This window comes from Leisingera sp. F5, from assembly GCF_001593695.1.
Map to the genome: position 1 here is coordinate 183,117 of NZ_LUKH01000011.1, position 22,420 is coordinate 205,536.

General features: G+C 63.4%; 22 protein-coding genes. 7 read left to right on the plus strand and 15 right to left on the minus strand.

Annotated elements, in window-relative coordinates; genetic code table 11:
• Positions 1 to 5: 5 nt before the first annotated feature.
• From gltS to A2I95_RS10060, 3 genes are read right to left on the minus strand one after another with little or no spacing between them, the layout of a single operon-like run.
• On the minus strand, positions 6 to 1,214 hold the full coding sequence (gene gltS, locus A2I95_RS10050) for a sodium/glutamate symporter (protein WP_291729630.1): 1,209 nt from the start codon (positions 1,212 to 1,214) through the stop codon (positions 6 to 8).
• Positions 1,215 to 1,247: 33 nt separating this feature from the next.
• On the minus strand, positions 1,248 to 1,775 hold the full coding sequence (locus A2I95_RS10055; RefSeq protein ID WP_291729631.1) for a DUF6446 family protein: 528 nt from the start codon (positions 1,773 to 1,775) through the stop codon (positions 1,248 to 1,250).
• 16 nt (positions 1,776 to 1,791) lie between these two features.
• Complete coding sequence (locus tag A2I95_RS10060; RefSeq protein ID WP_291729632.1) at positions 1,792 to 2,733, minus strand: glycine--tRNA ligase subunit alpha; 942 nt, start codon at positions 2,731 to 2,733, stop codon at positions 1,792 to 1,794.
• 256 nt (positions 2,734 to 2,989) lie between these two features.
• On the opposite strand from A2I95_RS10060, the gene A2I95_RS10065 reads away from it, so the two are divergent.
• Positions 2,990 to 4,756: a trypsin-like peptidase domain-containing protein gene (locus tag A2I95_RS10065; protein WP_291729633.1), complete on the plus strand. Its 1,767-nt coding sequence runs from the start codon at positions 2,990 to 2,992 to the stop codon at positions 4,754 to 4,756.
• 284 nt (positions 4,757 to 5,040) lie between these two features.
• Here the strand turns inward: A2I95_RS10065 and A2I95_RS10070 are convergent, their stop codons facing one another.
• The 4 genes from A2I95_RS10070 to A2I95_RS10085 form a co-directional block, all read right to left on the minus strand.
• A complete protein-coding gene (locus A2I95_RS10070; protein WP_291729634.1) occupies positions 5,041 to 5,682 on the minus strand; it encodes an SDR family oxidoreductase in 642 nt (213 codons plus the stop codon).
• Positions 5,683 to 5,696: 14 nt separating this feature from the next.
• The gene (locus A2I95_RS10075) at positions 5,697 to 6,209 is read right to left on the minus strand and encodes a DUF1178 family protein (RefSeq protein ID WP_291729635.1); all 513 of its coding nucleotides are present in this window, start codon (positions 6,207 to 6,209) and stop codon (positions 5,697 to 5,699) included.
• Positions 6,210 to 6,277: 68 nt separating this feature from the next.
• Positions 6,278 to 7,051, minus strand: a complete 774-nt coding sequence (locus tag A2I95_RS10080; protein ID WP_291729636.1) for an EcsC family protein — start codon at positions 7,049 to 7,051, stop codon at positions 6,278 to 6,280.
• Between the two features lie 48 nt (positions 7,052 to 7,099).
• A complete protein-coding gene (locus A2I95_RS10085) occupies positions 7,100 to 7,618 on the minus strand; it encodes a GNAT family N-acetyltransferase (protein ID WP_291729637.1) in 519 nt (172 codons plus the stop codon).
• Positions 7,619 to 7,709: 91 nt separating this feature from the next.
• Here A2I95_RS10085 and A2I95_RS10090 point away from each other — a divergent pair, with 91 nt between their 5' ends.
• Positions 7,710 to 8,315 (plus strand): flavin reductase family protein, encoded by a 606-nt coding sequence (locus A2I95_RS10090; protein ID WP_291729638.1) that lies wholly within the window; start codon positions 7,710 to 7,712, stop codon positions 8,313 to 8,315.
• A gap of 8 nt (positions 8,316 to 8,323) precedes the next feature.
• The gene (locus A2I95_RS10095; RefSeq protein WP_291729639.1) at positions 8,324 to 8,965 is read left to right on the plus strand and encodes a CatB-related O-acetyltransferase; all 642 of its coding nucleotides are present in this window, start codon (positions 8,324 to 8,326) and stop codon (positions 8,963 to 8,965) included.
• A 105-nt stretch (positions 8,966 to 9,070) separates the two neighbouring features.
• Here A2I95_RS10095 and A2I95_RS10100 read toward each other — a convergent pair whose 3' ends face one another.
• Positions 9,071 to 10,711, minus strand: a complete 1,641-nt coding sequence (locus A2I95_RS10100) for a SulP family inorganic anion transporter (protein ID WP_291729640.1) — start codon at positions 10,709 to 10,711, stop codon at positions 9,071 to 9,073.
• Between the two features lie 232 nt (positions 10,712 to 10,943).
• Here A2I95_RS10100 and A2I95_RS10105 point away from each other — a divergent pair, with 232 nt between their 5' ends.
• The 4 genes from A2I95_RS10105 to A2I95_RS10120 all read left to right on the plus strand — a co-directional run bounded on the left by A2I95_RS10105 (position 10,944) and on the right by A2I95_RS10120 (position 14,853).
• Positions 10,944 to 11,636, plus strand: a complete 693-nt coding sequence (locus tag A2I95_RS10105) for a PRC-barrel domain-containing protein (protein ID WP_291729641.1) — start codon at positions 10,944 to 10,946, stop codon at positions 11,634 to 11,636.
• Positions 11,637 to 12,134: 498 nt separating this feature from the next.
• Entirely contained in the window at positions 12,135 to 12,998 is an 864-nt protein-coding gene (locus A2I95_RS10110) for an S-methyl-5'-thioadenosine phosphorylase (RefSeq protein ID WP_291729657.1), read from the plus strand.
• 128 nt (positions 12,999 to 13,126) lie between these two features.
• Complete coding sequence (locus tag A2I95_RS10115) at positions 13,127 to 14,137, plus strand: DUF418 domain-containing protein (protein ID WP_291729642.1); 1,011 nt, start codon at positions 13,127 to 13,129, stop codon at positions 14,135 to 14,137.
• A 176-nt stretch (positions 14,138 to 14,313) separates the two neighbouring features.
• Positions 14,314 to 14,853: an adenine phosphoribosyltransferase gene (locus A2I95_RS10120; protein ID WP_291729643.1), complete on the plus strand. Its 540-nt coding sequence runs from the start codon at positions 14,314 to 14,316 to the stop codon at positions 14,851 to 14,853.
• Positions 14,854 to 15,008: 155 nt separating this feature from the next.
• Here A2I95_RS10120 and A2I95_RS10125 read toward each other — a convergent pair whose 3' ends face one another.
• The 7 genes from A2I95_RS10125 to A2I95_RS10155 form a co-directional block, all read right to left on the minus strand.
• A complete protein-coding gene (locus A2I95_RS10125; protein WP_291729644.1) occupies positions 15,009 to 16,427 on the minus strand; it encodes an FAD-binding oxidoreductase in 1,419 nt (472 codons plus the stop codon).
• A 41-nt stretch (positions 16,428 to 16,468) separates the two neighbouring features.
• Positions 16,469 to 17,293 carry an MBL fold metallo-hydrolase gene (locus A2I95_RS10130; protein WP_291729645.1) on the minus strand — a complete coding sequence of 275 codons (825 nt, stop codon included), beginning with the start codon at positions 17,291 to 17,293 and terminating at the stop codon, positions 16,469 to 16,471.
• A 280-nt stretch (positions 17,294 to 17,573) separates the two neighbouring features.
• Positions 17,574 to 18,164 (minus strand): GNAT family protein, encoded by a 591-nt coding sequence (locus tag A2I95_RS10135; protein WP_027259842.1) that lies wholly within the window; start codon positions 18,162 to 18,164, stop codon positions 17,574 to 17,576.
• Positions 18,164 to 19,426, minus strand: coding sequence for a pitrilysin family protein (locus tag A2I95_RS10140; protein ID WP_291729646.1), 1,263 nt, complete (start codon positions 19,424 to 19,426; stop codon positions 18,164 to 18,166). The genes A2I95_RS10135 and A2I95_RS10140 overlap by 1 nt, the downstream gene beginning before the upstream one ends.
• The gene (thrC, locus tag A2I95_RS10145; RefSeq protein WP_291729647.1) at positions 19,423 to 20,811 is read right to left on the minus strand and encodes a threonine synthase; all 1,389 of its coding nucleotides are present in this window, start codon (positions 20,809 to 20,811) and stop codon (positions 19,423 to 19,425) included. Before thrC ends, A2I95_RS10140 begins: the two co-directional genes overlap by 4 nt.
• Before the next feature lie 5 nt (positions 20,812 to 20,816).
• A complete protein-coding gene (locus A2I95_RS10150) occupies positions 20,817 to 21,491 on the minus strand; it encodes an SURF1 family protein (protein ID WP_291729648.1) in 675 nt (224 codons plus the stop codon).
• 119 nt (positions 21,492 to 21,610) lie between these two features.
• Positions 21,611 to 22,420: a cytochrome c oxidase subunit 3 gene (locus A2I95_RS10155; RefSeq protein WP_027259846.1), complete on the minus strand. Its 810-nt coding sequence runs from the start codon at positions 22,418 to 22,420 to the stop codon at positions 21,611 to 21,613.

A 22,420-nucleotide genomic window follows, 5' to 3' on the forward strand; every position in this document is an offset into this window, starting at 1 on the left:
GGTCCTCAGAAATTCACAATCGCCTGAATGACGATGGCATTGGCGATATCAACAAAAAAGGCGGATACAAGGGGGAGCACAACAAAGGCAATAGGCGACGGCCCGTAGCGTTTGGTCACAGCGGTCATATTGGCAATGGCCGTGGGGGTCGCGCCCAGCGCAAAGCCGCCGAACCCGGCGGCCAGCACCGCAGCCCGGTAGCCGCGGCCCAGCAGCGGGAACAGAACAAACAGCACAAAGGCCACAGTGAACAGCGTCTGTGCCAGCATGATGACAGCAATGGCCGGTCCCAGCCCCGCGATGGTCCACAGCTGCAGGGCCATCAGCGACAGGGCCAGAAAGGCGCCCAGCGAGAACTCCGAGATCAGAGCCAGCGCCGGGGTGCGGGCCACAGGATCCGCAGTGGGCGCAATCAGGCTGCGCAGGTTGGCCAGCAGAATGCCCGCGATCAAGCAGGGCACAAACAGCGGCAGTTTCACCCCCGCAGCATCAAGCCCGAGAGAGGCAGTGTATCCCAGAATGATCGCCAGGTTCAGGTACAGCATCACCCGCATCAGATCGAGATGGCCGACGCTTGCCGTCTCAGCCTCGTCATGCGCCAGCCCGACGGTCTGTTCTTCTTCCGGACGCGCAGGCGTAAGCCCATGGCGGTTGATCAGGTGCCGGGCAACCGGCCCGCCCACGAGTGCTGCCAGAACCAGGCCAAGGGTAGCCACCGCCACGCCCAATTCAGCGGCACCGTCCAGCCCTGCAGCGGAAGCCACATCGGGCGCCCAGGCGATGGCCGTCCCATGCCCGCCAATCAGCGCCGCGGAACCGAACAGGACACCTGCCTGAACCGGATAGCCGAACATCACGGCTCCGGCCGCACCGATCACGTTCTGGGCCAGAATGGCTAGCAGGGTCAGCACCAGCAGGATAAGCAGCGGCCTGCCGCCGGCCACCAGGTCGGAAAGCCGCGCGTTGAGGCCGATACCGGCGAAAAACAGCACCAGCAGGTAGTCGCGGCTCTGCATCTCGAACTCGATTTGCAGACCTGTCAGGCTGTAGACCAGCAGCACCGCAACCGAGGCGGCCAGCCCGCCAGTCACCGGTTCCGGGATATTGAACCGGCGCAGCACAGCAACCTTGGCATTCAGGCGTGCGCCCAGCAGAAAGACCGCAAACCCCAGTGTTACCGAGATGAAATCAGGTATGGCTATATGCGTTTCCATGTCCTGCGCGGTCTGCGCCTCTCAATGTTCCGGTTATTCGCCCGGCTCGGGCCGGGCCGGGCATTCCTCGCCCACCACGGTGCCGTCATAGGCTTTCTGGCCGCATTTGTTCAGCTCGTGCCAGGCATAGCCGCGGCCCTCGTCGGTGACGGCAACCACCCGGTCGACACCGAATGAGATGTTCTTGACCGACAGAAAGGATTTGGCCGAGCCATTGGCCAGCTGTTCGCCGATGGCAGCCGCGTCAAAACACTCGAACCAGCCCGGCGCGTTGCGCGGTTCCAGCTTGTCCGTCAGAGTGAAAACCTGCGCCAGCTCATCCGGTGTCACTTTGGTGCGGAAACAAGCTCGGTAGCGGATCGGCGAGCTATCGGCGTCAATCGCCTCAAACTTGGAATAGGCAATCGGCTGCCCTTCGCCGCCATTCAGCGGCACCAGCACTACGTCGCGGCCCGGCTGCAGCTCGACGTTGTCGTAGAACCCGTAGATCTGCAGATAATACATCGCTCCGCCGGCGGCGAGCGCCGACAGGATCAGGATCAGAGCAAGAACTTTCCCCATACCGTGCTTTCCCCGCTCAGGCCGCGTTCCCGGCGGTAAAACCGCCGGCCTCGGTCAGCACAAAAGCGTCGGCGCATTGCTTGGCCAGCGCCCGGACCCGGCCGATATAGGCCTGGCGCTCGGTGACGGAAATCACCCCGCGCGCATCCAGCAGGTTGAAGATGTGGCTGGCCTTGATGCACTGGTCATAGGCGGGATGCGCCATGATGATGCGCTTGCCGGTCTTCGGGTCCTGATGCTCCTGCGCCAGAATGGCGGCGCATTCGGCTTCGGCTTCTTCGAAATGGCGCAGCAGAACTTCGGTGTTGGCCACGTCAAAGTTCCAGCGGGCGTATTCCTCCTCGGTCTGCTTGAACACATCGCCATAGGTCAGCGGGATCAGCGCGCCCGGGTCGTTGTAGGGCATGTCCATCACGTGATCGACCCCCAGCACATACATCGCCAGACGCTCCAGACCATAAGTCAGCTCGCCCGATACCGGGTGGCAATCATGGCCGCCGACCTGCTGGAAATAGGTGAACTGCGAAACTTCCATGCCATCGCACCAGACTTCCCAGCCCAAGCCCCAGGCGCCCAGTGTCGGGCTTTCCCAGTCGTCCTCGACAAAGCGGATATCATGCATCGTCATATCGACACCGATGGCCTCAAGCGAGCCCAGATACAGCGCCTGCAGGTTCGGCGGCGAGGGTTTGATCAGCACCTGGTACTGGTAGTAGTGCTGCAGCCGGTTCGGGTTTTCACCATAACGCCCGTCAGTCGGGCGGCGCGAGGACTGCACATAGGCTGCTGCCCAGGCCTTGGACCCCAGCGAGCGCAGTGTGGTCGCCGGGTGGAAGGTCCCGGCGCCAACTTCCATGTCATAGGGCTGCATCACCGCGCAGCCTTTGGCGGCCCAGTAATTCTGGAGCCTCAGGATAATCTCTTGGAAGGAGCGCGGCGCGCCGTTGGTCTGGGTCATCTCGTATCCCTTTAGGGGCATCTGGGGCAGCAATTGCGGGGATCTTCCTATGCAAGGCAATGGGCAGGGTCAACGCCCTCTGGCCTTTGCGCAGGGCCGCCAGGGCCTGCACCCTGCAGCGCATCGGCAACAAAAGTGCGGGAATGCGGCAACGGGGCGGGAATTCCCCCTGCGATGAGGAGTTCCCTTTGCCGTGTCAAAATGCTTAACCTCCGCGGCAAAGAATAAGAGATCTTCCGGGATACGAGGCCCACACATGAAAAAACTGTTTGCCGCTCTGGCGCTGCCGCTGATTGCGCTGGCCATTGCGTTCACCGCGCCTGTTTCGGCGCAAAGCAGCCGCGATGCGGTCTGGATCCAGATCGCGGCCCGCCCCTCCCTGCGCGAGGCCGAGGGCGAGGCCCGCACCTATGCGGCGCGCCTGCCCGATGTCTCCGGCTATGCGCTTGGCGGCGGCTGGTACGGTGTGGTTCTGGGCCCCTACGCCCGCGACGACGCTGAACGGGTGCTGCAGGTCTACCGCGCCGAGGGTCAGATCCCGCGCGACAGCTTCATCGCTTTCCGCCGCAACCTGCGCAACCAGTTCTACCCGGTGGCGGCAGATGCAACGGCTCCGGCGCAACCGGCACCTGCACCGGCGGCACCTGCGGCGGCGGATCCCGCGCCGCAGCAACAGGCCGCCGTGCAATCGACCCTGCCCGATGAAACCCCCGCCGAGGCGCGGCGCAGCGAACGCGCACTGTCGCGTGAGCAGCGGATGGAGCTGCAGGTCGCCCTTAAGGCAGCCGGGTTCTACAGCTCGTCCATCGACGGCGCCTTTGGCCGCGGCACCCGCGGCTCGATGAGCGACTGGCAAACGGCCCGCGGCTTTGAACCCACCGGCGTGCTGACCACCGCCCAGCGCCAGGTTCTGATGGATGAATACAACGCCCCGTTGATCTCGGTCGGCATGGCCCGCGTGGAAGATGCCAAAGCAGGCATCGCCCTGCGGATCCCTGCGGATGAGGTTGCGTTCGACCGTTATGAATCGCCCTTTGCCCACTACGCCGCCAAGGGCGATCTGGGCGCCGAGGTGCTGCTGATCAGCCAGCCCGGTGACAAACGCACCCTGTTCGGCCTCTACGACATTATGCAGACGCTTGAAATCGTGCCGCTGGAGGGTCCGCGCCAGCGCGGCAAGGACAGCTTCACCATTGAAGGCCGCAACGACAGGATAGTCTCCTTCACCCAGGCCAGCCTGAAAAACGGCGAAGTAAAGGGCTTTACCCTGATCTGGCCGGCCGGCGACGAAGACCGCCGCGCCCGTGTCCTGGCGGCCATGCAGGCCAGCTTCACCCGCCTCGACGGCGTGCTGGATCCGGCCGAGGGCGGCGATGCGGTGCAGAACATCGACCTCGTTTCCGGCCTGGAGATCCGCAAGCCGAAACTGTCACGGTCCGGTTTCTTTGTAGATGGCGACGGCAGCGTACTGACCACCTCGGATGTGGTGTCCGGCTGTACCAGGATTACTCTGGATCACGGGTATCAAGCCGAAGTGGCGGCCAACAACACTGCAGACGGCATCGCCATTCTGCGCCCTGCCCAAGCGCTGGCGCCTGCCGCGGTTGCCGAACTCAGCGCCGCCTCGCCGCGGCTGCAGTCTGAGATCGCTGTTTCCGGCTTCTCTTACGAGGGCGTGCTGGGCGCACCGAGCCTGACCTGGGGCAAGGTCGCAGACGTCAAAAGCCTGGATGGCGACACCGGCGTTGCCCGGCTGGAGCTGGCAGCCCAGCCCGGCGATGCAGGCGGTCCGGTTCTGGACAGCACCGGGGCTGTTCTGGGGATGCTGCTGCCGCGCCGGATCGAGGGCAAGCAACTGCCCGAAGGCGTCAGCTTTGCCGTCAACGCCGAAGCCATCCGCAGCGCGCTGAACACCGCGGGCATGACCCCGGCAGCACAGAGCGCATCAGCAGGCAGCCTGCCCAATGCGGCGATGACCCGGCTGGCGTCCGGTATGACCGTGCTGGTCAGCTGCTGGGAGTGAGGTGCCGGGTCTTCACTGGCGTGAATGATCGAAACAGAAAAGCCGGCGCGAAGCTTCGCGTCGGCTTTTTTGCGCTGGCTCTGACAGCCCGTGCGGAAATCAAACGAAATTCTCCCGCCTGGCCACGGGCCTTGCAGGCCCTATGCCCGTTGGGCATAGCACCGTGCCAGAGCACGGTGCCGCGCCGCGCATTTGCGCGGCGCCCGGCCCAAACCCGCCAAGGGGGCTGGCGCAGCCAGGCACCTGCGGGCGCGGCAGCCGCGCCATGCTCTGCCGCAGCGGCTTCAATAGGGGTGTATGCGGCCGTCCCAGGTGTGAAAACAGCCGGTGGTATCCAGGTTCAGCACCGCGAACTCGTTGATCAGCCCGGCGACTGACTCTTCCACCGTGATATCACCTTCATGACCGCCCATGTCCGTGCGCACCCAGCCGGGATGATAAATCCCCACAGAGATCCCTTCCGGCTGCAGATCCGTCGCCAGGTTTCGGCCGATATTCAGAGCCGCCGCCTTGGAGGCACGGTAGGCATAGCTGCCGCCCGGCGCCCGGGCCTGGCTGGCCATCTGCGACGACAGGATCGCAATCTTGGGTTCTTGTGCCAGCCGCAGATTGGGCAGCATCGCCTGCACCGTCAAAAACACGCCGGTCACATTGGCGGCCAATGTCTTGGCCCAGACCTCGGCTGAGTAGTCCTCAAGCCTCATCGCCTTGTCGATATAGACCCCGGCATTGCACACCAGCAGGTCCACTGGCCGGTTCTTGATCTGGGCCGCAAAGCGCGCCTGCTGGCCGGGGTCGGAGACATCCAGCTTGACGCCCGAGGAATGGTCGCGCGAGGTGCCTGTCACCTCATAGCCCGCCTCTTGCAGCCGTTTCACCAGCTCCTTGCCGATGCCGCGGCTGGTTCCTGTTACAACTGCATGCATTTTTGCTCTGCCCTTCAGTTAATTTTGCGCCCGGGGCGGAACGGCAGCGGCATTACCGGCACGCCTTCCTCGATCAGTTCCCGCGCATCTTCCAGCTTTGCCTCGCCATGGATCGCCCGCTCCGGCGCCTCGCCCAGGTGCATTGCCCGCGCTTCCTGAACAAAACTGCCGCCGACGTAATCCGAGTTTTCCTCAACCTTTTTGCGCAGATCGGCAATCGCCTGTTCGACCTCACCCGAAGGACCGCTCAGCAAGCCGGGACCTGCAGGGGGAGCCGCCGGGGCGGTTGACGGCACCGTAACAGGAGCGGTCGGCGCAATTGTCTGCGGTTCCGGTTCGCCGACGGCAGACACCGCCTTGCGTCCGGGGCGCACCCGAGGCGCCATGATGGCCTTCTCTACCCCGCTGCCGCCGCACACCGCACAGGATACCATCCCGGCCGCCGCCAGCTTGTCAAAAGCCGCAGCCGACTGAAACCAGCTGTCAAAGCTGTGGCCATCGGCGCATTTGAGGCTGTATTGAATCATGCTTTCCCTCTTAGCAGGAAGGGATGATTAAATCTCCCTGTCCGGCAAGTGCAAGAGGTCTGTTGTATCTACTGTGCCGCACCCATGTTCTGGAGCCGTTGCCGCAGCTTGGCGGCAAGCTCTTCCTGCGGCACATCGGCCTCAACCGCCAGCCGCCTGAGACCAAAATGCACATGCGCCATCTCGCGGTAATAGCCCGCAAAGACGTAATTCACCGCAGCCCCCGCCACGGCTCCGGCAATCGGCACGGCCTGGGCGGCCAGCTTTTGCCCCAGCACCGCACCCAGCTTTGGCGCCACCTGCGCAATCAGCTTGTGCAAGCCGCCCGGAAGACCCAGCCGGACCGAGACAAACCCTAGATCCGCGCCGTCATCCTCAGCCAAGGGACCAGCCGCCGCAAACACCTGTATACAATCAAAGGTCACACTTTCAGCCTCCGGATCGAACCCTTCCGCAGCAGCAGCGCCTTGAATGGTCCGAAGCAGAAACGCCGTAGTTGCAGGCAACTCCACCAAGGCCCCCGGCAAGCCCGCGGCGCCGCCCGCGGCACCCATGGCAGCGCTCACCACCCGGTCGACACCCGGTTTCTGGTCCGGCACCAGACGGCGCGACTGGCTGGCGCCCTTCATAGCCACTCTGAGGGCAGTCTCAGTGGCGCCTGTCAGACCGGCCCGCACCGGTTCCGGCAGCCGCTCCAGCAGGCTTTCGCCGCTGCCGCCCAGCCGGTTCAGCAAATCCACGCCAATACCGCCCGCCGCCCGGTGGCGCTGTGCCAGCGCATCAAGCTCAGCCTCAATATCCTGCGGTGCCATCTCCCGCGCGTTTGTCAGAACGTCTGCCACAAGCACCTCCTCTGCCCTTCTTAAAGATCGGCAGCCAAGGGCGGGAATTCAACCCTGCCAACGGCGCACCTGCCCCTGGATGCCATCCCAGGCCGCGTCTTGCAGCGCCAGCCCCAGCACCCGGTCCGGGTTGGTCGGCGGCGGCATTTCAACCCCGGAAAGCCTAGTGAAACCAAAGCGCCGGTAATAGGGCGCATCGCCCACCAGCATCACCCGTGCCCAGCCGGTTTCCGTCGCTTTGGCGACGCTGTCGCGAATCAAAGACCCCCCCAGCCCCTCACCCTGACGGGTCGGGTGCACCGCAACCGGCCCCAACAGCAGTGCAGGCGCAGTGCCGACCATAACCGGCCAATACCGGATGGCAGCGGCCAGGATGCCGTCACTATCGCGCGCGACCTCGCTCAACCCCGCAACCGGCGGGACCCCGTCGCGCAGCCGGTAAGACGACAGCGCCTCGCGGCCCGGTGCAAAGCACAGGTCATAAAGCGCCTCAACCTCCCACCGGTCGTCCGCCTGTTCCGCTCGCAATTCGATCACGCCGCCACGTCCCTGTTCCGGCCTCCGCATTCTTCCCCTGCAGGCTGGCATTCGGCCTAACACGGGCGTAAGCCTTGGGCAAACACCTAAGCCCCTGAAAACCCCAGAGCAGGAAGCAAGAATGTTCTACCGACCTGAGGACGGCCACGGCCTGCCCCACAACCCGTTCAACGCCATTGTCACGCCGCGGCCGATCGGCTGGATTTCATCTCGCTCGGCAGAAGGGGTGAACAACCTGGCGCCTTATTCCTTTTTCAACGCGGTCGCCTACAGCCCGCCGCAGGTCATGTTTGCCTCCACCAGCAGCAAGCCGGACCAGGAAGGCACCAAGGACAGTGTGGCCAATATCGAGGCAACCGGCGCGTTCTGTGTCAATGTGGTGTCTTACGCGCTGCGCGATGCGATGAACGCCAGCTCCGGCGCGCTGCCCAAAGAGACGGACGAGTTCGCCCACGCAGGGCTTGAAGCCGTGGAATGCGAAACCATCGCCTGCCCACGCGTGGCCGTTGCCCCCGCCGCGCTGGAATGCAAACTCACCCAAATCGTCACCCTGCCGGGCGAGGCCAACAAGGTGGTTTTCGGCGAAGTCACCGGCGTGCATCTGCGCGACGATTGCCTGCGCGACGGCGCCTTCGACGTGACCGCGTTTCAGCCGCTGGCCCGTCTCGGATATCGCGACTATTCGGTGGTGCGCGACCTGTTTTCCCTGTCCCGCCCCGGCGAGTGAGGTCCCCGATGCCGCTTCCTGATCCCCGCAAACGCAATCCGATCATCCTGCCGGATGGCACCCCGCACGCGGGCACCGTGATGCTCGCCCAGGTGCTGGACCATCCCAACATTCAGGCGGGCGCCTACAGCTACGCCTCCGATTTCGACCCGCCGCAGAACTGGGCGCAGCACCTGGCGCCCTACCTGTTCCCCGGCGCCCGCGAGCGGCTGCAAATCGGCCGCTTCTGCCAGATCGCACACGGGGTGCGCTTCATTACCGCTTCGGCCAACCACGCCCAGGACGGGCTCAGCTGCTATCCCTTCCCGGTGTTCGACCCTGCGCAAATGGCGGGCTACCAGCCCGACACCCGCGACACGGTGATCGGCAATGACGTCTGGATCGGCTACAACGCGCTGATCCTGCCAGGTGCGCGCATCGGCGACGGCGCCATCATCGGCGCAGGCGCCGTGGTGCGCGGCTCCCTCCCGCCTTATGCCATCGTCACCGGCAACCCCGGCACGGTGCAGAGCTTCCGTTTCTCCAAACCGCAGATCGTCCGCCTGCTCAGCCTCAAATGGTGGGATTGGCCACCCGAGCTGATCACCCGCGCCGAGCCCGCCCTGCTCGCAGGCGACCTCGACATGCTCGAAACCCTCGCCCCCGACTGAACCCCGCCCCAAGTATTTGCTGGTATGGTGAGCCAGAGCCCCTTTCAAACAAAAAAATCCCGCGGCTCGCAAGACCCGCGGGTTTCTCTTTCAAACGATCAGGCGTCAATGGCCGCCCAGGATCCCGGTCTTGACCGAGTAATCCACCGCAACCTCATAATCCGGATCGTCATCGCTATCGACCATCAGATGCCCCGCCTTGGTCAACAGCTGGTGGCAGTCGCGGCTGAGGTGCCGCAGGACCAGCGATTTGCCCTCGGCCTCATATTTGCCCGCCAGTGCTTCGATTGCCTGCAAGGCTGATTGGTCGACCACCCGGCTGCGGGCGAAGTCCACAATCACATGATCCGGATCCCCCGCCACATCGAACAGCTCGATGAACCCGTCGGTGGAGCCAAAGAACAGCGGCCCTTCGATCTCATAGACCTTGGCGCCCTTGTCGCTTTCGGACTCGCGGGTATAGGCGTGAATGCGGCGGGCATTGTTCCAAGCATAGGCCAGCGCCGAGACGATCACGCCCACAACCACCGCAATCGCCAGGTCGGTCATCACCGTCACCACGGTCACCAGCACAATCACAAAGGCGTCCATCAGCGGCACCTTGGTCATCACCTTGAAGCTGTTCCAGGCAAAGGTGCCGATCACCACCATGAACATCACCCCCACAAGGGCCGCCAGCGGGATCTGCTCGATCAGCGGCGAGGCCACGACGATGAACGCCAGCAGGAACAGCGCGGCAGTAATCCCCGCAATCCGGGTCCGCCCGCCCGATTTCACGTTGATCATCGACTGGCCGATCATCGCGCAGCCGCCCATGCCGCCAAAGAAACCGGTCACCACATTCGACGCGCCCTGCGCAATGCACTCCTGGCTGGCACCGCCGCGCTTGCCGGTGATCTCGCCCACCAGGTTCAGGGTCAGCAGGCTCTCGATCAGGCCAATCGCGGCCAGGATCACCGCATAGGGCAGAATGATCCACAGCGTCTCCAGCGTGAACGGTGCCAATGCGGTGCCATACAGCCCCTCACCAGTGCCAAACGGATTGTGGAAGGACGGGAACCCGCCCTTGATCGAGGCCATGTCGCCCACGGTCGGCACATTGATCCCAAAGGCAATCACCAGCGCCGCCACAATGCCGATCCCCGCCAGCGGTGCCGGAATGATCGAGGTGATCTTTGGCGTGCCCCAGATAATCAGCATAGTCAGCCCCACCAGCCCCAGCATCATCACCAACTGCGAGCTTGCCAGCCAGGCTTCGGTGTTCTCCGGGTCCTTGAACTGGGTCAGCTGCGCCAGGAAGATCACGATCGCCAGACCGTTCACAAACCCCAGCATCACCGGGTGCGGCACCAGGCGGATGAACTTGCCCCAATGCATCACCCCCGCGATGATCTGCAGGATCCCCATCAGGACCACAGTGGCAAACAGGTACTCAACCCCGTGCTGCGCCACCAGCGCCACCATCACCACCGCCAGCGCGCCCGTCGCGCCCGAGATCATCCCCGGCCGGCCGCCGAACACTGCGGTGATCAAGCCCACCATGAAGGCCGCATAAAGCCCCACCAGCGGATGCACCCCCGCAACAAAGGCAAAGGCCACGGCTTCGGGCACCAGCGCCAGCGCGACGGTGAGGCCCGACAGCAGCTCGGTGCGCACGCGGGCCACGGTAAAGCCCTCGTCCTGCATGATGGAGAGGTTGGGCGGGGAAATCTGCTTGGCCAGCAGGGCCATGGCGGCGCGTCTCATGAAGGTACCTGTGATCAAGGGAGGTTTGTTCGCTGCCCGCCCCTAGCGGAAATACGCACTTGGGGCAAGGGTACGGGGCATTTGCGCCGCCTGCCCGGCGGCAGGCGGATCCCTGCCTCACCTGCAGCGCCTGCAGCAGCTTTTAATCGCTTTGAGGGAACCGAAACCAGTGCAGGGCGTTTGTTCCTCGAGCGCTCACGAACACGAAACCTAGCAATCAGGAAGATAAGTCATGAAAAAGCTGCTACTTTCCACGGCGATAGCCGCCGTGACAACTTTCCCTGCCTTCGCATCCAGCACCACTGCCGAAGAAGCTGCCGAGGCAACCGCCGAACAGGGCGCAGAGGTGGCATCCGAAATCGAATCTGCGGCTGAAGAAACCGGCGAGGCGATCGCAGAAGGAGCAAGCGAGGCAGCATCGGAAGCCGAAGCTGCAGCCGAAGAAGCAGGCGATGCAGTAGCAGAAGAAGCAGGCGAAGCGGCCGCGGAAGCTGAAGCCGCAGCCGAAAATGCTGCTGATGCCGCTGCCGAAGCGGAGGCCTCCGGTTCTGCAGAAGCCGGGTCTTCTGACACTATGGCGGAAACCGGATCCACAGCCGCCATGCAGCCCCGCGCACCGGTCGAACGCGACGGTTATGCAACCGCGGAAGAGACCGACTTGACCGCCGAGACGCTGACGGGTGCAGCGGCCTATGACTCCAATGACGAGTGGATTGGTGAAGTGTCCGAACTGCTGCTGACCGATGCCGGCAAGGTGAAGGCCGCCGTTATCGACGTCGGCGGTTTCCTCGGCCTGGGCGAGAAGCCGGTTGAGCTGGAGCTGTCGAAGATCGACATCCTGCGTGCCGACGACGGCTCCGACCTTCGCGTTTACATCTCGATGACCGAAGACGAGCTGAAAGCCCTGCCCGACTACGAGGGCTGAGCCCGGGTTATACAAAACCGGAGAACCCGCCATATGGCGGGTTTTTCGTCTGTGCCTGCCGGACACCACCGCAACCGCGCCGCTGTCCGGAGTTGGCCATTTGGCTTTCCTGTGATTGAGGTTCAGCGCTGCGACGCCGCAAATAGGTCAGTTTTCCTGCCGCAATGTTTCGCGCGCGAAACATTTGGTCAAAAAGGCTGACGCTTAACTTTAGCGCTTGTTAAGATTTGGGCGTTCGCTTGGTCCCTCTCCAAGTGCTGCCCGCGCCGCAACGCTTGCCGGGCTTATACGGCGCGAATAGTTCCGCTGTTTCATCTTTTCAAAAACACTCCCGCCGGAGGCTTCCGCGCCATCGGCACACACCCGGTGTACAGGGGGTGCACACCTGTCGCCCCCTGTTGATCACCTTACTCTTGCCAAATCCGGCTTCGCTTGTGCATATCCAAGACAACAGCATCAGGAGGGCAGCACGTGACCGCAGCAGAACCCCGTGAAACCATGATTGCCGTGATCGGCGGCTCGGGTATTTATGAGATCGACGGGCTGGAAGGCGCCGAATGGGTCTCGGTCGAAACGCCTTGGGGGGCGCCATCGGATCAAATCCTGACCGGCTCCCTGGACGGGGTGAAAATGGCCTTCCTGCCCCGCCACGGCCGCGGCCATGTGCATTCCCCGACCGAAGTTCCCTACCGCGCCAATATCGACGCGCTGAAGCGGCTGGGAGTGACGGATGTGTTCTCGGTCTCCGCTTGCGGATCCTTCCGCGAGGAAATGGCACCGGGCGATTTTGTTGTTGTGGATCAATTCATTGACCGGACCTTCGCGCGCGAAAAGAGCTTCTTCGGGACCGGCTGCGTGGCCCATGTAAGCGTGGCGCACCCCACCTGCGAGCGGCTCTCGGACGCGGCCGAAGCAGCGGGAAAGGATGCCGGCATCAACATCCACCGCGGCGGCACTTATCTGTGCATGGAGGGGCCGCAGTTCTCCTCGATGGCGGAAAGCAAGATGTACCGCGAGCAATGGGGCTGCGATGTGATCGGCATGACCAACATGCCCGAAGCCAAGCTCGCCCGCGAGGCGGAGCTGTGTTACGCCTCCATTGCCATGGTCACCGATTACGACAGCTGGCATCCGGAGCACGGCGCGGTGGAAATCACTGATATCATTGCAACATTGCAGGGAAATTCCGCCAACGCCCGCGAACTGGTCCGCCGCCTGCCCGGTCTGCTGGGCCAGGATCGTGCGGAGTGCCCGCATGGCTGCGACAAAGCGCTGGAATTTGCCATCATGACAGCACCCGAGAAACGCGATCCAGCTCTGCTGGCCAAGCTGGAGGCTGTGGCGGGCCGGGTTCTGGGCTGATCCAAGGCTGCAACAGTTTTGAACTACCGGGGCGGTCTTTGCAGGGCCGCCTCTTTTCTTTGCCGGGCTGCGTCCCTTTATCGTTCAGCAGACCTTGCTTTGACGTTGCTGATTTCAGGACCTCTTTCATGCGCCTTCACGGATTGGACATCGCCCGCTTCCTTGCCTTTTGCGGCATGGTGCTGGTTAACTTTCGCATTGCGGCGCAGGTGGCGCCGGGAACCGATGCCGTATCTTTGCTCACCAACAGCCTGGAAGGCCGCGCTGCCGCGCTGTTTGTGGTGCTGGCAGGGATCGGGGTATCGCTGGGCAAGCCGGACCGGGCAACGATGTTCCGGCGCGCTGTGTTCCTGTTTGTGATCGGCCTCTTGAACCTGACCATATTCGACGCCGACATCCTGCACTTCTATGCGCTGTATTTCCTGGTGGCGCTGCCGTTCCTGACCGCCTCCAGCCGGACGCTGTTTTGGGCTGCTGCGGGCACGCTGGCGATCGGGCTGGCAGGGCTGCTGGTGCTGGATTACGAGGCGCATTGGAACTGGGATACACTGACCTACGCGGAGTTCTGGACGCTGGAAGGTTTTCTGCGCCATTCCTTCTTCAACGGCTGGCATCCAGTGTTTCCTTGGGCCGCTTTCCTGTTTCTGGGCATGCGGATCGGCCGTCTGGATCTGGCCAGCCGCCGGGTTCAGGCCCGCATGGTCCTCTGGGGCGCGGCAGCGGCACTGCTGGGCGCCCTGCCTGGGATGCTGCTGCAGGATCCGGAGCTGGCCGAACTCTTCGGCACCAGCGCCATTCCCCCTGGACCGTTCTACATTATCGCAGCCTCCGGCACCGCGGTTGCCGTGACCGGGCTGATGCTGGCTATCGGCCCGGCGCTGGACAAGGCTGGACTGGGTGAATGGCTGGCGGCGCCGGGACGGCAAGCGCTGAGCCTGTATGCGGCGCATATCCTGTTGGGAATGGGCACGCTGGAAGCCATGGGCCAGCTGGACGGTTCGCTCGGCACCTCCCAGATCTTCGGCTATTCGCTTGGCTTTTGCGCATTGTCGATGGTGCTGGTCTGGGTCTGGAACATCTTTGCGAATAACGGGCCGCTGGAAGCGCTGATGCGCTGGAGCACCCGCTTCCCCCGGTGACCTCTCCCCGCGCCGCTGCCCCGGCCCGCGGCCAGTTCCAGCAGGCCACGGGCGCCAGCCCCGAACCGCATTCTCGCGGTTCCCCCTTGCATGACAGCGCGGCATCGGCCAAACCGCCCAAGGCCTGGTAACGCTGCCGGGCTGCTGTCTCAGTTCCGCCAAGGGGAGCCAAGCCGATGCCCAAGAAGCCCGCCGTCAAGGATTACATCCGCACCATCGTTGATTTCCCGCATGAGGGGATCCTGTTCCGCGACGTGACCACGCTGTTTGCCGATCCGCGCGGGTTCCGCATGGCAATCGACCAGATGCTGCACCCCTATGCCGGCGAACGGATCGACAAAGTGGTGGGTCTTGAAGCACGCGGCTTTATCCTGGGCGGCGCGATAGCGCATCAGCTGAGCGTCGGCTTTGTGCCGGTCCGCAAGAAAGGCAAGCTGCCCGGCACCACCATCAGCGAAGAGTACAAGCTGGAATACGGCGAGGCGATTGTCGAAATCCACGACGACGCCATCAAGCCAGGCGAGAAGATTCTGGTGGTTGATGACCTCTTGGCCACCGGCGGCACTGCGGGCGCGGGCATCAAACTGATCGAGCGGCTGGGCGGCGAGATTGTCTCTTGCTCCTTCATCGTGGACCTGCCGGAACTGGGGGGCCGCAAGCTGTTGGAGAGCATGGGCATGGATGTGCATGTGCTGTGCGAGTTCGACGGCCTCTGATCACTGTAAGGACGGCGTCCGGTTCGGGGGCTCCCGCCGGTCAGATGCCCTTCTTGCGAACGGCCCTTCCCGTTGGGCATAGCCCTTTCCGGCCCGCAAGGGCCTGAAAGGGCACGCCGCGCGGATGCGGGAGATCTTGGGAATGCCCGGACGGGTCAGCCGGCCCTGAGCACCGCGCCAGGGTTCATGATGCCGTTGGGATCCAGTGCCTGCTTGATTGCCCGCATGGCCGCCAGCTTGGCCGGGTCGCCATAGCGTTCCAGGTCACCCGTTTTCATCCGCCCGACCCCGTGCTCAGCACTGAAAGAGCCGCCATAGGTATGAACCAGATCATGCACTGCCGTTTTCACTGCTTCACTCAGGTGCCTGAACTGGCCGCGGGACTGCCCCTTTGGCGGGAACACATTGTAATGCAGGTTGCCGTCACCCAGATGGCCAAAGCAGTTGATGCGGAAATCACCAAGGCCTGCGACCACCTCTCTGCCCTGTTCGATGAAGGCGGGAATATCCGAGATCGGCACTGAAATGTCGTGGCTGGAAACCGATCCGATTGCCTTGTTCGCCAGCGGAATATTCTCGCGCACCGCCCACAGCGCCTGCCGCTGGGATCCGGACTGGGCAATCACGCCATCCGCAACCAGCCCTGCCTTTTCGGCGGCTTCGAACAAATCTGCCAGAGCGTCCTCTGCAGCCACGCCCTGCGGCAATCCCAATTCGACCAGCACGCACCACTCGGGCGCCTCGGCAAACGGCTGGCGGATCTCCGGCAGAGCCTCCGCCAGAAACGCCAGACCTTGCCGGTGGATCAGTTCAAAAGCACTGACGGCCTCGCCGGCGTGATCGCGGGCCAGAGCCAGCAGCGCAATGGCAGCAGCAGGGTCATTCACCGTGAACAGCGCGGTTCCCTGCGTGACAGGGATCGGCGACAGTTTCAGCGCGGCGGCAGTGATCACCCCCAGCGTGCCCTCGGCTCCGATCAGCAGGTTTTTCAGGTCATAGCCCGTGTTGTCTTTGCGCAAACGCGACAACCCGTGCCAGATGTCTCCCGAGGGCAGCACCGCCTCCAACCCCAGGCAGAGATCGCGTGCATTGCCGTAGCGCAGCACGTTAACGCCGCCGGCATTGGTCGAGAGATTCCCGCCGATCCGGGCTGATCCCTCTGCCGCCAGCGACAGGGGAAACAGCCGCCCTGCCCCTTCCGCCGCGACCTGGACGTCCGCCAGAATGGCCCCTGCTTCAGCAATCAGGACATTTTCCTGCGGGTGAACGGACCGGATTGCCGCCATCCGTTCCAGCGACAGCACCAGCGGCGCCGGGCCGTCCGGCATTACCTGGCCGCCGACCAGGCTGGTGCCGCCGCCATAGGGCACAACCGACACCCGGGCGGCATTGGCCTCGCGGATCAGGATGGCGACATGCTCCACTGTCTGCGGCAAGGCCAGCACCCCTGCCTGCCCCTGATAGCGGCCGCGCGGCTCCTCCAGATAACGCGGCTCCGGCGGCCGCAGCACGCCTTCCGGCAGCAGGTTCGAGAGATGGTTGGCAAAGGCAGTATCTGCGGGGTTCAGCATCATGCCTTATCCATGCCGGAAGCGGCACGGGCTGGCAAGGCAGGTCACTCCTCTTCAGCTAAGTACTTCGGCTGCAGCACATGGACTGTCGGGCGGTTGGGCAGGCTGCGCAGGGAGACCGTAAGGGCGCTGTTACCGTCATTCACGACATCAAACTCAGGCCCGATCCGGGCCAGGAAGCGCTGCAGCGATGCGTCACTGAACCAATGCATCGGGATGATGACGGAAGAGCGCAGCCGCCCCAGCACCTCCAGCATCTGATCCAGCGGCAGCGTTATGCCGCCATCCACTGCCGCCATCACCACATCCAGCCGCCCCAGCGCCGCATATTGTTCCGGGGTCGGCACATGGTGGAGATGGCCGAGGTGGCCGATGCAGAGGCCGGCCGCCTCGAAAACGAAGATTGAGTTGCCTTGCGCTGCCACACCTCCGAACATGTTGCGGATGTCAGTGGAGACATTGCGGATCAGCATTTCGCCAAGGTCCAGATGGTGTTCTATCCCGCCCCCAAGCGGCCCCCAGCCCCGCAACACATGGGAAATGGCTGGATCGGGATGCGCCGTCCAGTGGGTTTCATGGGCGTGGTTCATGGTGACCACATCCGGGATCAGCGGCGCAGTGCCGGTGAAGCCCGTGAAATCGGTGACCACTTTCAGCCCGCCTTCGGTGCGCAGCAGAAAGGAGGCATGCGCGATATAGCGGATCTGCACGCTGTTCTGAGCAACAGGATCGTGCCAGGTGGCTTTGTGCAGATACTCCAGGCCCGGGGTTGCCCCGGCCAGTGCGATACAATGGCTTGCCCGCCGCTCCTGGGCCTGGAGGGCAGAGGTACAGAGGATCAGCCAAAAGAGACAGCAAAAGCCGCGCATGAAGCAGGTTCTAGGGCGCAAACCGCAGTTGTCAGCCCCCAGGGCGGAAAATCGCGCCGGGCGCGCTCCCGCCTGTTCCAGCAGAATTAATAATTCTGCCTCTCAGTTGGGCGTGGCGCCGGGCCTGCGGCCCGGCGCAGCCACGGCAGGCCGCGGAACTCTTTCCGGCCGAAAGGCCGGGTGGCACCGCACCGCAGGCCCGGCGCCACCCCCAACGGGAGCGGTGCATTTCAATGCACCAGCGACGGGCGGGAGCGCCCGGCTGCCTGTGCCCCTGCGATCAGGCCTGCCCGGCCAGTGTCTTGCCCCGCCGGTCGTGGCGCAGCGAAGCGTACAAAACATGGGTCCGCCACCGGCCGTTGATCTGAAGATAAGACTGAGCAACACCTTCGTATTTGAAGCCGGATTTTTCCAAGAGACCGCGGGAGGCTTCGTTTTCTGGCAGGCAGGCGGCCTCGATCCGGCTGAGATCCAGCTTGCTGAAGGCGTGATGCACCACCGCGCCGATCGCCTCGCGCATGTAGCCGTGGCGGGCAAAGGGCAACCCGGTCCAATACCCCAGCGTTCCCGCCTGGGCCGGTCCGCGGCGGATGTTGTCCAACGTGATCGCACCCGCCAGCATATTGTCGGACCGCCGGATCAGGAACAGCGGCAGCGCCGTGCCCCCAGCCACAGAACGCCGGGCCCAATAGACCCGGTTGGTGAACGACTTGCGGCTGAGGTGGTCCGCCGCCCAGCTCGGCTCCCAGGGCGTCAGATACGGCTGGCTTTGCAGCCGCAGCGCCGCCCAGCCGTGAAAATCCGCATGCACCGGCGGCCTGAGGGTCAGGCGTTCGGTTTCAATGCGGACCTTGCGGCGGTTCAGCAGCATCAGGCAGCGCGCCTCTCCTGCAGCCTCTCCAGCGCCGGGGCGTCTGCCACCGGGCCATAAAGCGCCAGGGCCGCCGGTGCGGAAACCGCCATTTCCTCGGCCATGCCGCGCACATCCTTGGTACTCACAGCCTCGATCCGTTCAACCGTGTTTTCCAGCGATGGCACCTTGCCCCAGATCTGCACCAGGCGGGCCAGACGTTCCGCCCGGTTCGACGGGCTTTCCAGCCCCATCAGCATCCCGGCCTTCATCTGGGCACGGGCGCGTTCCACCTCGGCCTCGGTCATGTCTTCTGCGGCGCGTTTCATCTCGTCGATGGTGATGCCTGCAAGCTCTTCCAGCTGCTCGCCTGAGGTGCCGGCATAGACCGTCATCGCGCCGGTATCGGCATAAGACCCGGCCTGGGCAAAGATCGTGTAGCACAGACCGCGTTTTTCACGCACTTCCTGGAACAGCCGCGAGGACATGCCGCCGCCAAGCGCGCTGGCATAGATCTGCGAGGTATACATCGACTGGTCGCGGTAGCTGGGGCCTTCGAACGCCAGCGCAAAATGCGCCTGCTCCAGGTCTTTGACCTGCCGCGCCTCGCCACCGGTGAATTTGGCGCCTTCGGCGGTGAAATCGGGCTTTGCCGCCATATGGCCGAACAGCCGCTCGGCGAGTTTCACCAGCACGTCGTGATCGACGGCACCTGCCGCCGCCAGGATCATCTGGCCGGGGCCATAATGCTCAGCCACAAAACCCTGCAGGTCTTCACGGCTGAAGCTGCTGACGCGCTCTGCCGGGCCCAGAATGGTGCGGCCCAGCGGCTGGCCGCGGTAGCTTTCCTCCTGCAGCCAGTCAAAGATCACATCGTCCGGTGTGTCCAGCGACTGGCCGATCTCCTGCAGGATCACCCCGCGCTCGACCTCGATCTCGCGCGCATCAAACACCGGGTTCAGCAGGATGTCCCCGATCACGTCCACCGCCAACGGCACATCGTCCTTGAGCACGCGGGCGTAATAGGCCGTCACCTCGCGCGAGGTGTAGGCGTTGATATAGCCGCCTACGTCCTCGATCTCTTCGGCGATCTGCAGGGCCGAACGGGTCTTGGTACCCTTGAAGGCCATGTGCTCCAGGAAATGGGCAATGCCGTTCTGCTCAAGCCGCTCGTGGCGGCCGCCGGCGTTGACCCAGATCCCGACCGCCGCGGATTCCAGCCCCGGCATATGCTCGGAGACGATGCGGAACCCGTTGGCGAGTGTGTGCTGCTGAACTGTCAATTCGCGATGTTCTTTCTGATGTGATCCTCAAGGGCCGCCAGATCACTGCTGATCCGGGTGACCCGCTCCGGCCTGTCATACAGGTCGTCCATGCGCGGGGGAAGAGGCGGATGAATGCCGCTGGCATCTTCCACCGCGGCCGGGAATTTCGCCGGATGGGCGGTGGCCAGCGTGATCATCGGCACATCCGCGGCGCGGTGCTCGTTCGCGACCTTCACGGCCACGGCACCATGCGGGCAGAGCAGCTCGCCCGAGGCCGCCAGTTCGGATTTGATTGTCGCAAGGGTCTCCTCCTCGGAGGTGCGGCCAGAGGCGTAACTCTCGGCCAGCGCCTGCATTGCACCTTGGGATACATCAAAGCCGCCGTTTTTCAGCTCATCCATCAGCAGCGCCACGGCCTTGCTGTCCTGACCGTAGGCGTAGAACAGGGCGCGTTCGAAATTCGACGACACCTGGATGTCCATCGACGGGCTGATTGAGGGCTGGGTATCGCCCTTGTAGTAACCCTGCCCTGACAGGCAGCGGTGCAGGATGTCGTTCTGGTTGGTGGCGACCACCAGCTGATCGATCGGCAGGCCCATCTGCTTGGCGATGAAACCTGCGAAGATGTCGCCGAAGTTGCCGGTGGGCACGGTGAAGCTCACCTTGCGGCCCGGTGCACCCAACGACACGGCAGAGGAGAAGTAGTAGACCACCTGCGCCAGCACCCGAGCGATGTTGATCGAGTTCACCCCGGCCAGTTTCACGGCATCGCGGAAATCGAAATCGTTGAACATGTCCTTCACACGGGCCTGGCAGTCGTCGAAGTCGCCATCGACGGCCAGCGCATGCACGTTGGCATCCTGTGGGGTGGTCATCTGGCGGCGCTGCACTTCCGACACGCGGCCATGAGGGTAGAGAATGAAGACATCGACGTTGCTGAGACCGCGGAAGGCTTCCATGGCGGCCGAGCCGGTATCGCCAGAGGTCGCGCCTGCAATGGTCACCCGGTCACCGCGGCGTTCGAGTGCGGTCTGGAACAGCTGGCCGATCAGCTGCATGGCGAAGTCCTTGAACGCCAGCGTCGGCCCGTGGAACAGCTCCAGCAGGAAGTGGTTCGGGGCCAGCTGCTTCAGCGGCGCGCGGGCGGCGTGGCCGAAGCCCTCGTAGGCGCGGGCGATGATGGCGCGGAATTCCTCGTCGGTGAAGCAATCGCCAAGGAAGGGGCGCATGACGCGAAACACGGTTTCCTCGTAGGTCAATCCCGCCAGAGCCGCGATCTCGTCCTGGGACATTTGCGGGATTTCCGCCGGAACATAAAGCCCGCCGTCGCGGGCGAGGCCGGTCAGCATCGCTTCTTCAAAGGTCAGCTCGGGCGCTTGGCCCCGGGTCGAGATATATTTCATCGCCTTCAGCTCTTCGGGTTGGGGCGGCTGCGCCGCAGGAAGTAGACGGTCATCGCGGCCCAGATAAAGGCCAGCGAAAACCAGGTGATCGCATATTGCAAGTGGTTGTTCGGGATGCCGGAAGTGCTGACCGGATCCGGACGTACCGGCGTATCATAGAAGGTTTGCTCTCGAAGCACGATGAGGACAGGCTCCGTTCCCAGAGCCTCAGCCATGGCTTCAACGTCCCGTGCGTACCAGATGTTATTCTCCAGATCCGGGGCGGGGGTGTAGCTGTCCACCTCATCCGGCCAATGAAGATTGCCAGTAACCTCGACCTTTTCGGGATGTCCCGCTGGCGGTTCCTCATCCACCGGAATCACCCCGCGGTCGAGCATGACATTGCGGCCATCCACCTCAAACGCTGAAACTATCCGGTAGCTCGGGCCAAAGGCTTGGTTTGAGATCAGGACACGAAGGTACTGATTGCCTACGTACCCTTTTGCCGAAACCGGCCAGTATCTGTCCGTTTCCGGATCGGGTTCGGTCGGCAGCACGCCAGTTTCCTCGGCCATCCGCGCTTCGATTGTGGCGAGGATGGCCTCCTTCCAGGCTTTGCGCTGAAGCTGCCAGGTGCCGAGGCCGATCAGAATGGCCAGGCCCGCGCCGCTGATGATCAACAGGAAGATGACACGCCGCATCCGGGCCGCTCCGCTTCAACAGTAAAGGCGCGCAGAGCGTGATGCCCTGCGCGCCTTGCTCATTAAGGTCTGTCTGCGGGTTTTGGAACCGCAAACATGTAACCATTACATTCCCGGGATCAAAAGCCCGAGGTGCCCCAGATGTAGACGGCAACAAACAGGAACAGCCAGACGACGTCCACGAAATGCCAGTACCAGGCCGCGGCCTCAAAGCCGACGTGCTGTTCGGGGGTGAAGTCGCCCTTCATCGCGCGGATCAGGCAGACGGTCAGGAAGATGGTGCCGATCACAACGTGGAAGCCGTGGAAACCGGTGGCCATGAAGAAATTCGAGTAAAACTCATCTTCGCCGAATTTCCAGCCTTCGTGCAGCAGGTGGTAGTATTCATAGCCCTGCAGAGCGGTGAAAGCGATGCCGAAAGCAATACCGATGGCCAGGCCCTGGACCAGTGCCTTGCGGTCGTTGTTATGCACCAGCGCGTGGTGTGCCCAAGTCACGGCACAGCCAGACAGCAGCAGCAGCAGCGTATTGATCAGCGGCAGGTGGAACGGATCGACGGCAACGATCTCCGGCGCGATGTACTCGGTGCCGATGTAGGTCTCCATCGGGTAGATGGCGTGTTTGAAGAACGACCAGAACCAGGCGAAGAAGAACATCACCTCGGACATCACAAACAGGATGAAGCCGTAACGCAGGCCGATGCGGACAACGGGTGTGTGGTCGCCGACTTTGCTTTCGGCAACAACTTCGGACCACCAGGCAAAGGCGGAGTAGAGAACTGCGACAAAGCCGATCCAGAAAGCCCAGGCAGTGATGCCCTTCATCCAGAAGACCGCGCCAACCAGCATGACAAAGGTGCCCAGCGATGCGGCCAGCGGCCAGATCGACGGCGGCAGAATATGATAATCGTGATTTTTAGCGTGCGCCAT

What these genes read in the sequence shown, in the direction of transcription:
- gltS (WP_291729630.1), bottom strand. Translation starts at nt 1,214, where the DNA reads ATGGAAACGCATATAGCCATACCTGATTTCATCTCGGTAACACTGGGG.
- A2I95_RS10055 (WP_291729631.1), bottom strand. Translation starts at nt 1,775, where the DNA reads ATGGGGAAAGTTCTTGCTCTGATCCTGATCCTGTCGGCGCTCGCCGCC.
- A2I95_RS10060 (WP_291729632.1), bottom strand. Translation starts at nt 2,733, where the DNA reads ATGACCCAGACCAACGGCGCGCCGCGCTCCTTCCAAGAGATTATCCTG.
- A2I95_RS10065 (WP_291729633.1), top strand. Translation starts at nt 2,990, where the DNA reads ATGAAAAAACTGTTTGCCGCTCTGGCGCTGCCGCTGATTGCGCTGGCC.
- A2I95_RS10070 (WP_291729634.1), bottom strand. Translation starts at nt 5,682, where the DNA reads ATGCATGCAGTTGTAACAGGAACCAGCCGCGGCATCGGCAAGGAGCTG.
- A2I95_RS10075 (WP_291729635.1), bottom strand. Translation starts at nt 6,209, where the DNA reads ATGATTCAATACAGCCTCAAATGCGCCGATGGCCACAGCTTTGACAGC.
- A2I95_RS10085 (WP_291729637.1), bottom strand. Translation starts at nt 7,618, where the DNA reads ATGCGGAGGCCGGAACAGGGACGTGGCGGCGTGATCGAATTGCGAGCG.
- A2I95_RS10090 (WP_291729638.1), top strand. Translation starts at nt 7,710, where the DNA reads ATGTTCTACCGACCTGAGGACGGCCACGGCCTGCCCCACAACCCGTTC.
- A2I95_RS10095 (WP_291729639.1), top strand. Translation starts at nt 8,324, where the DNA reads ATGCCGCTTCCTGATCCCCGCAAACGCAATCCGATCATCCTGCCGGAT.
- A2I95_RS10100 (WP_291729640.1), bottom strand. Translation starts at nt 10,711, where the DNA reads ATGAGACGCGCCGCCATGGCCCTGCTGGCCAAGCAGATTTCCCCGCCC.
- A2I95_RS10105 (WP_291729641.1), top strand. Translation starts at nt 10,944, where the DNA reads ATGAAAAAGCTGCTACTTTCCACGGCGATAGCCGCCGTGACAACTTTC.
- A2I95_RS10110 (WP_291729657.1), top strand. Translation starts at nt 12,135, where the DNA reads ATGATTGCCGTGATCGGCGGCTCGGGTATTTATGAGATCGACGGGCTG.
- A2I95_RS10115 (WP_291729642.1), top strand. Translation starts at nt 13,127, where the DNA reads ATGCGCCTTCACGGATTGGACATCGCCCGCTTCCTTGCCTTTTGCGGC.
- A2I95_RS10120 (WP_291729643.1), top strand. Translation starts at nt 14,314, where the DNA reads ATGCCCAAGAAGCCCGCCGTCAAGGATTACATCCGCACCATCGTTGAT.
- A2I95_RS10125 (WP_291729644.1), bottom strand. Translation starts at nt 16,427, where the DNA reads ATGATGCTGAACCCCGCAGATACTGCCTTTGCCAACCATCTCTCGAAC.
- A2I95_RS10130 (WP_291729645.1), bottom strand. Translation starts at nt 17,293, where the DNA reads ATGCGCGGCTTTTGCTGTCTCTTTTGGCTGATCCTCTGTACCTCTGCC.
- A2I95_RS10135 (WP_027259842.1), bottom strand. Translation starts at nt 18,164, where the DNA reads ATGCTGCTGAACCGCCGCAAGGTCCGCATTGAAACCGAACGCCTGACC.
- thrC (WP_291729647.1), bottom strand. Translation starts at nt 20,811, where the DNA reads ATGAAATATATCTCGACCCGGGGCCAAGCGCCCGAGCTGACCTTTGAA.
- A2I95_RS10150 (WP_291729648.1), bottom strand. Translation starts at nt 21,491, where the DNA reads ATGCGGCGTGTCATCTTCCTGTTGATCATCAGCGGCGCGGGCCTGGCC.
- A2I95_RS10155 (WP_027259846.1), bottom strand. Translation starts at nt 22,420, where the DNA reads ATGGCGCACGCTAAAAATCACGATTATCATATTCTGCCGCCGTCGATC.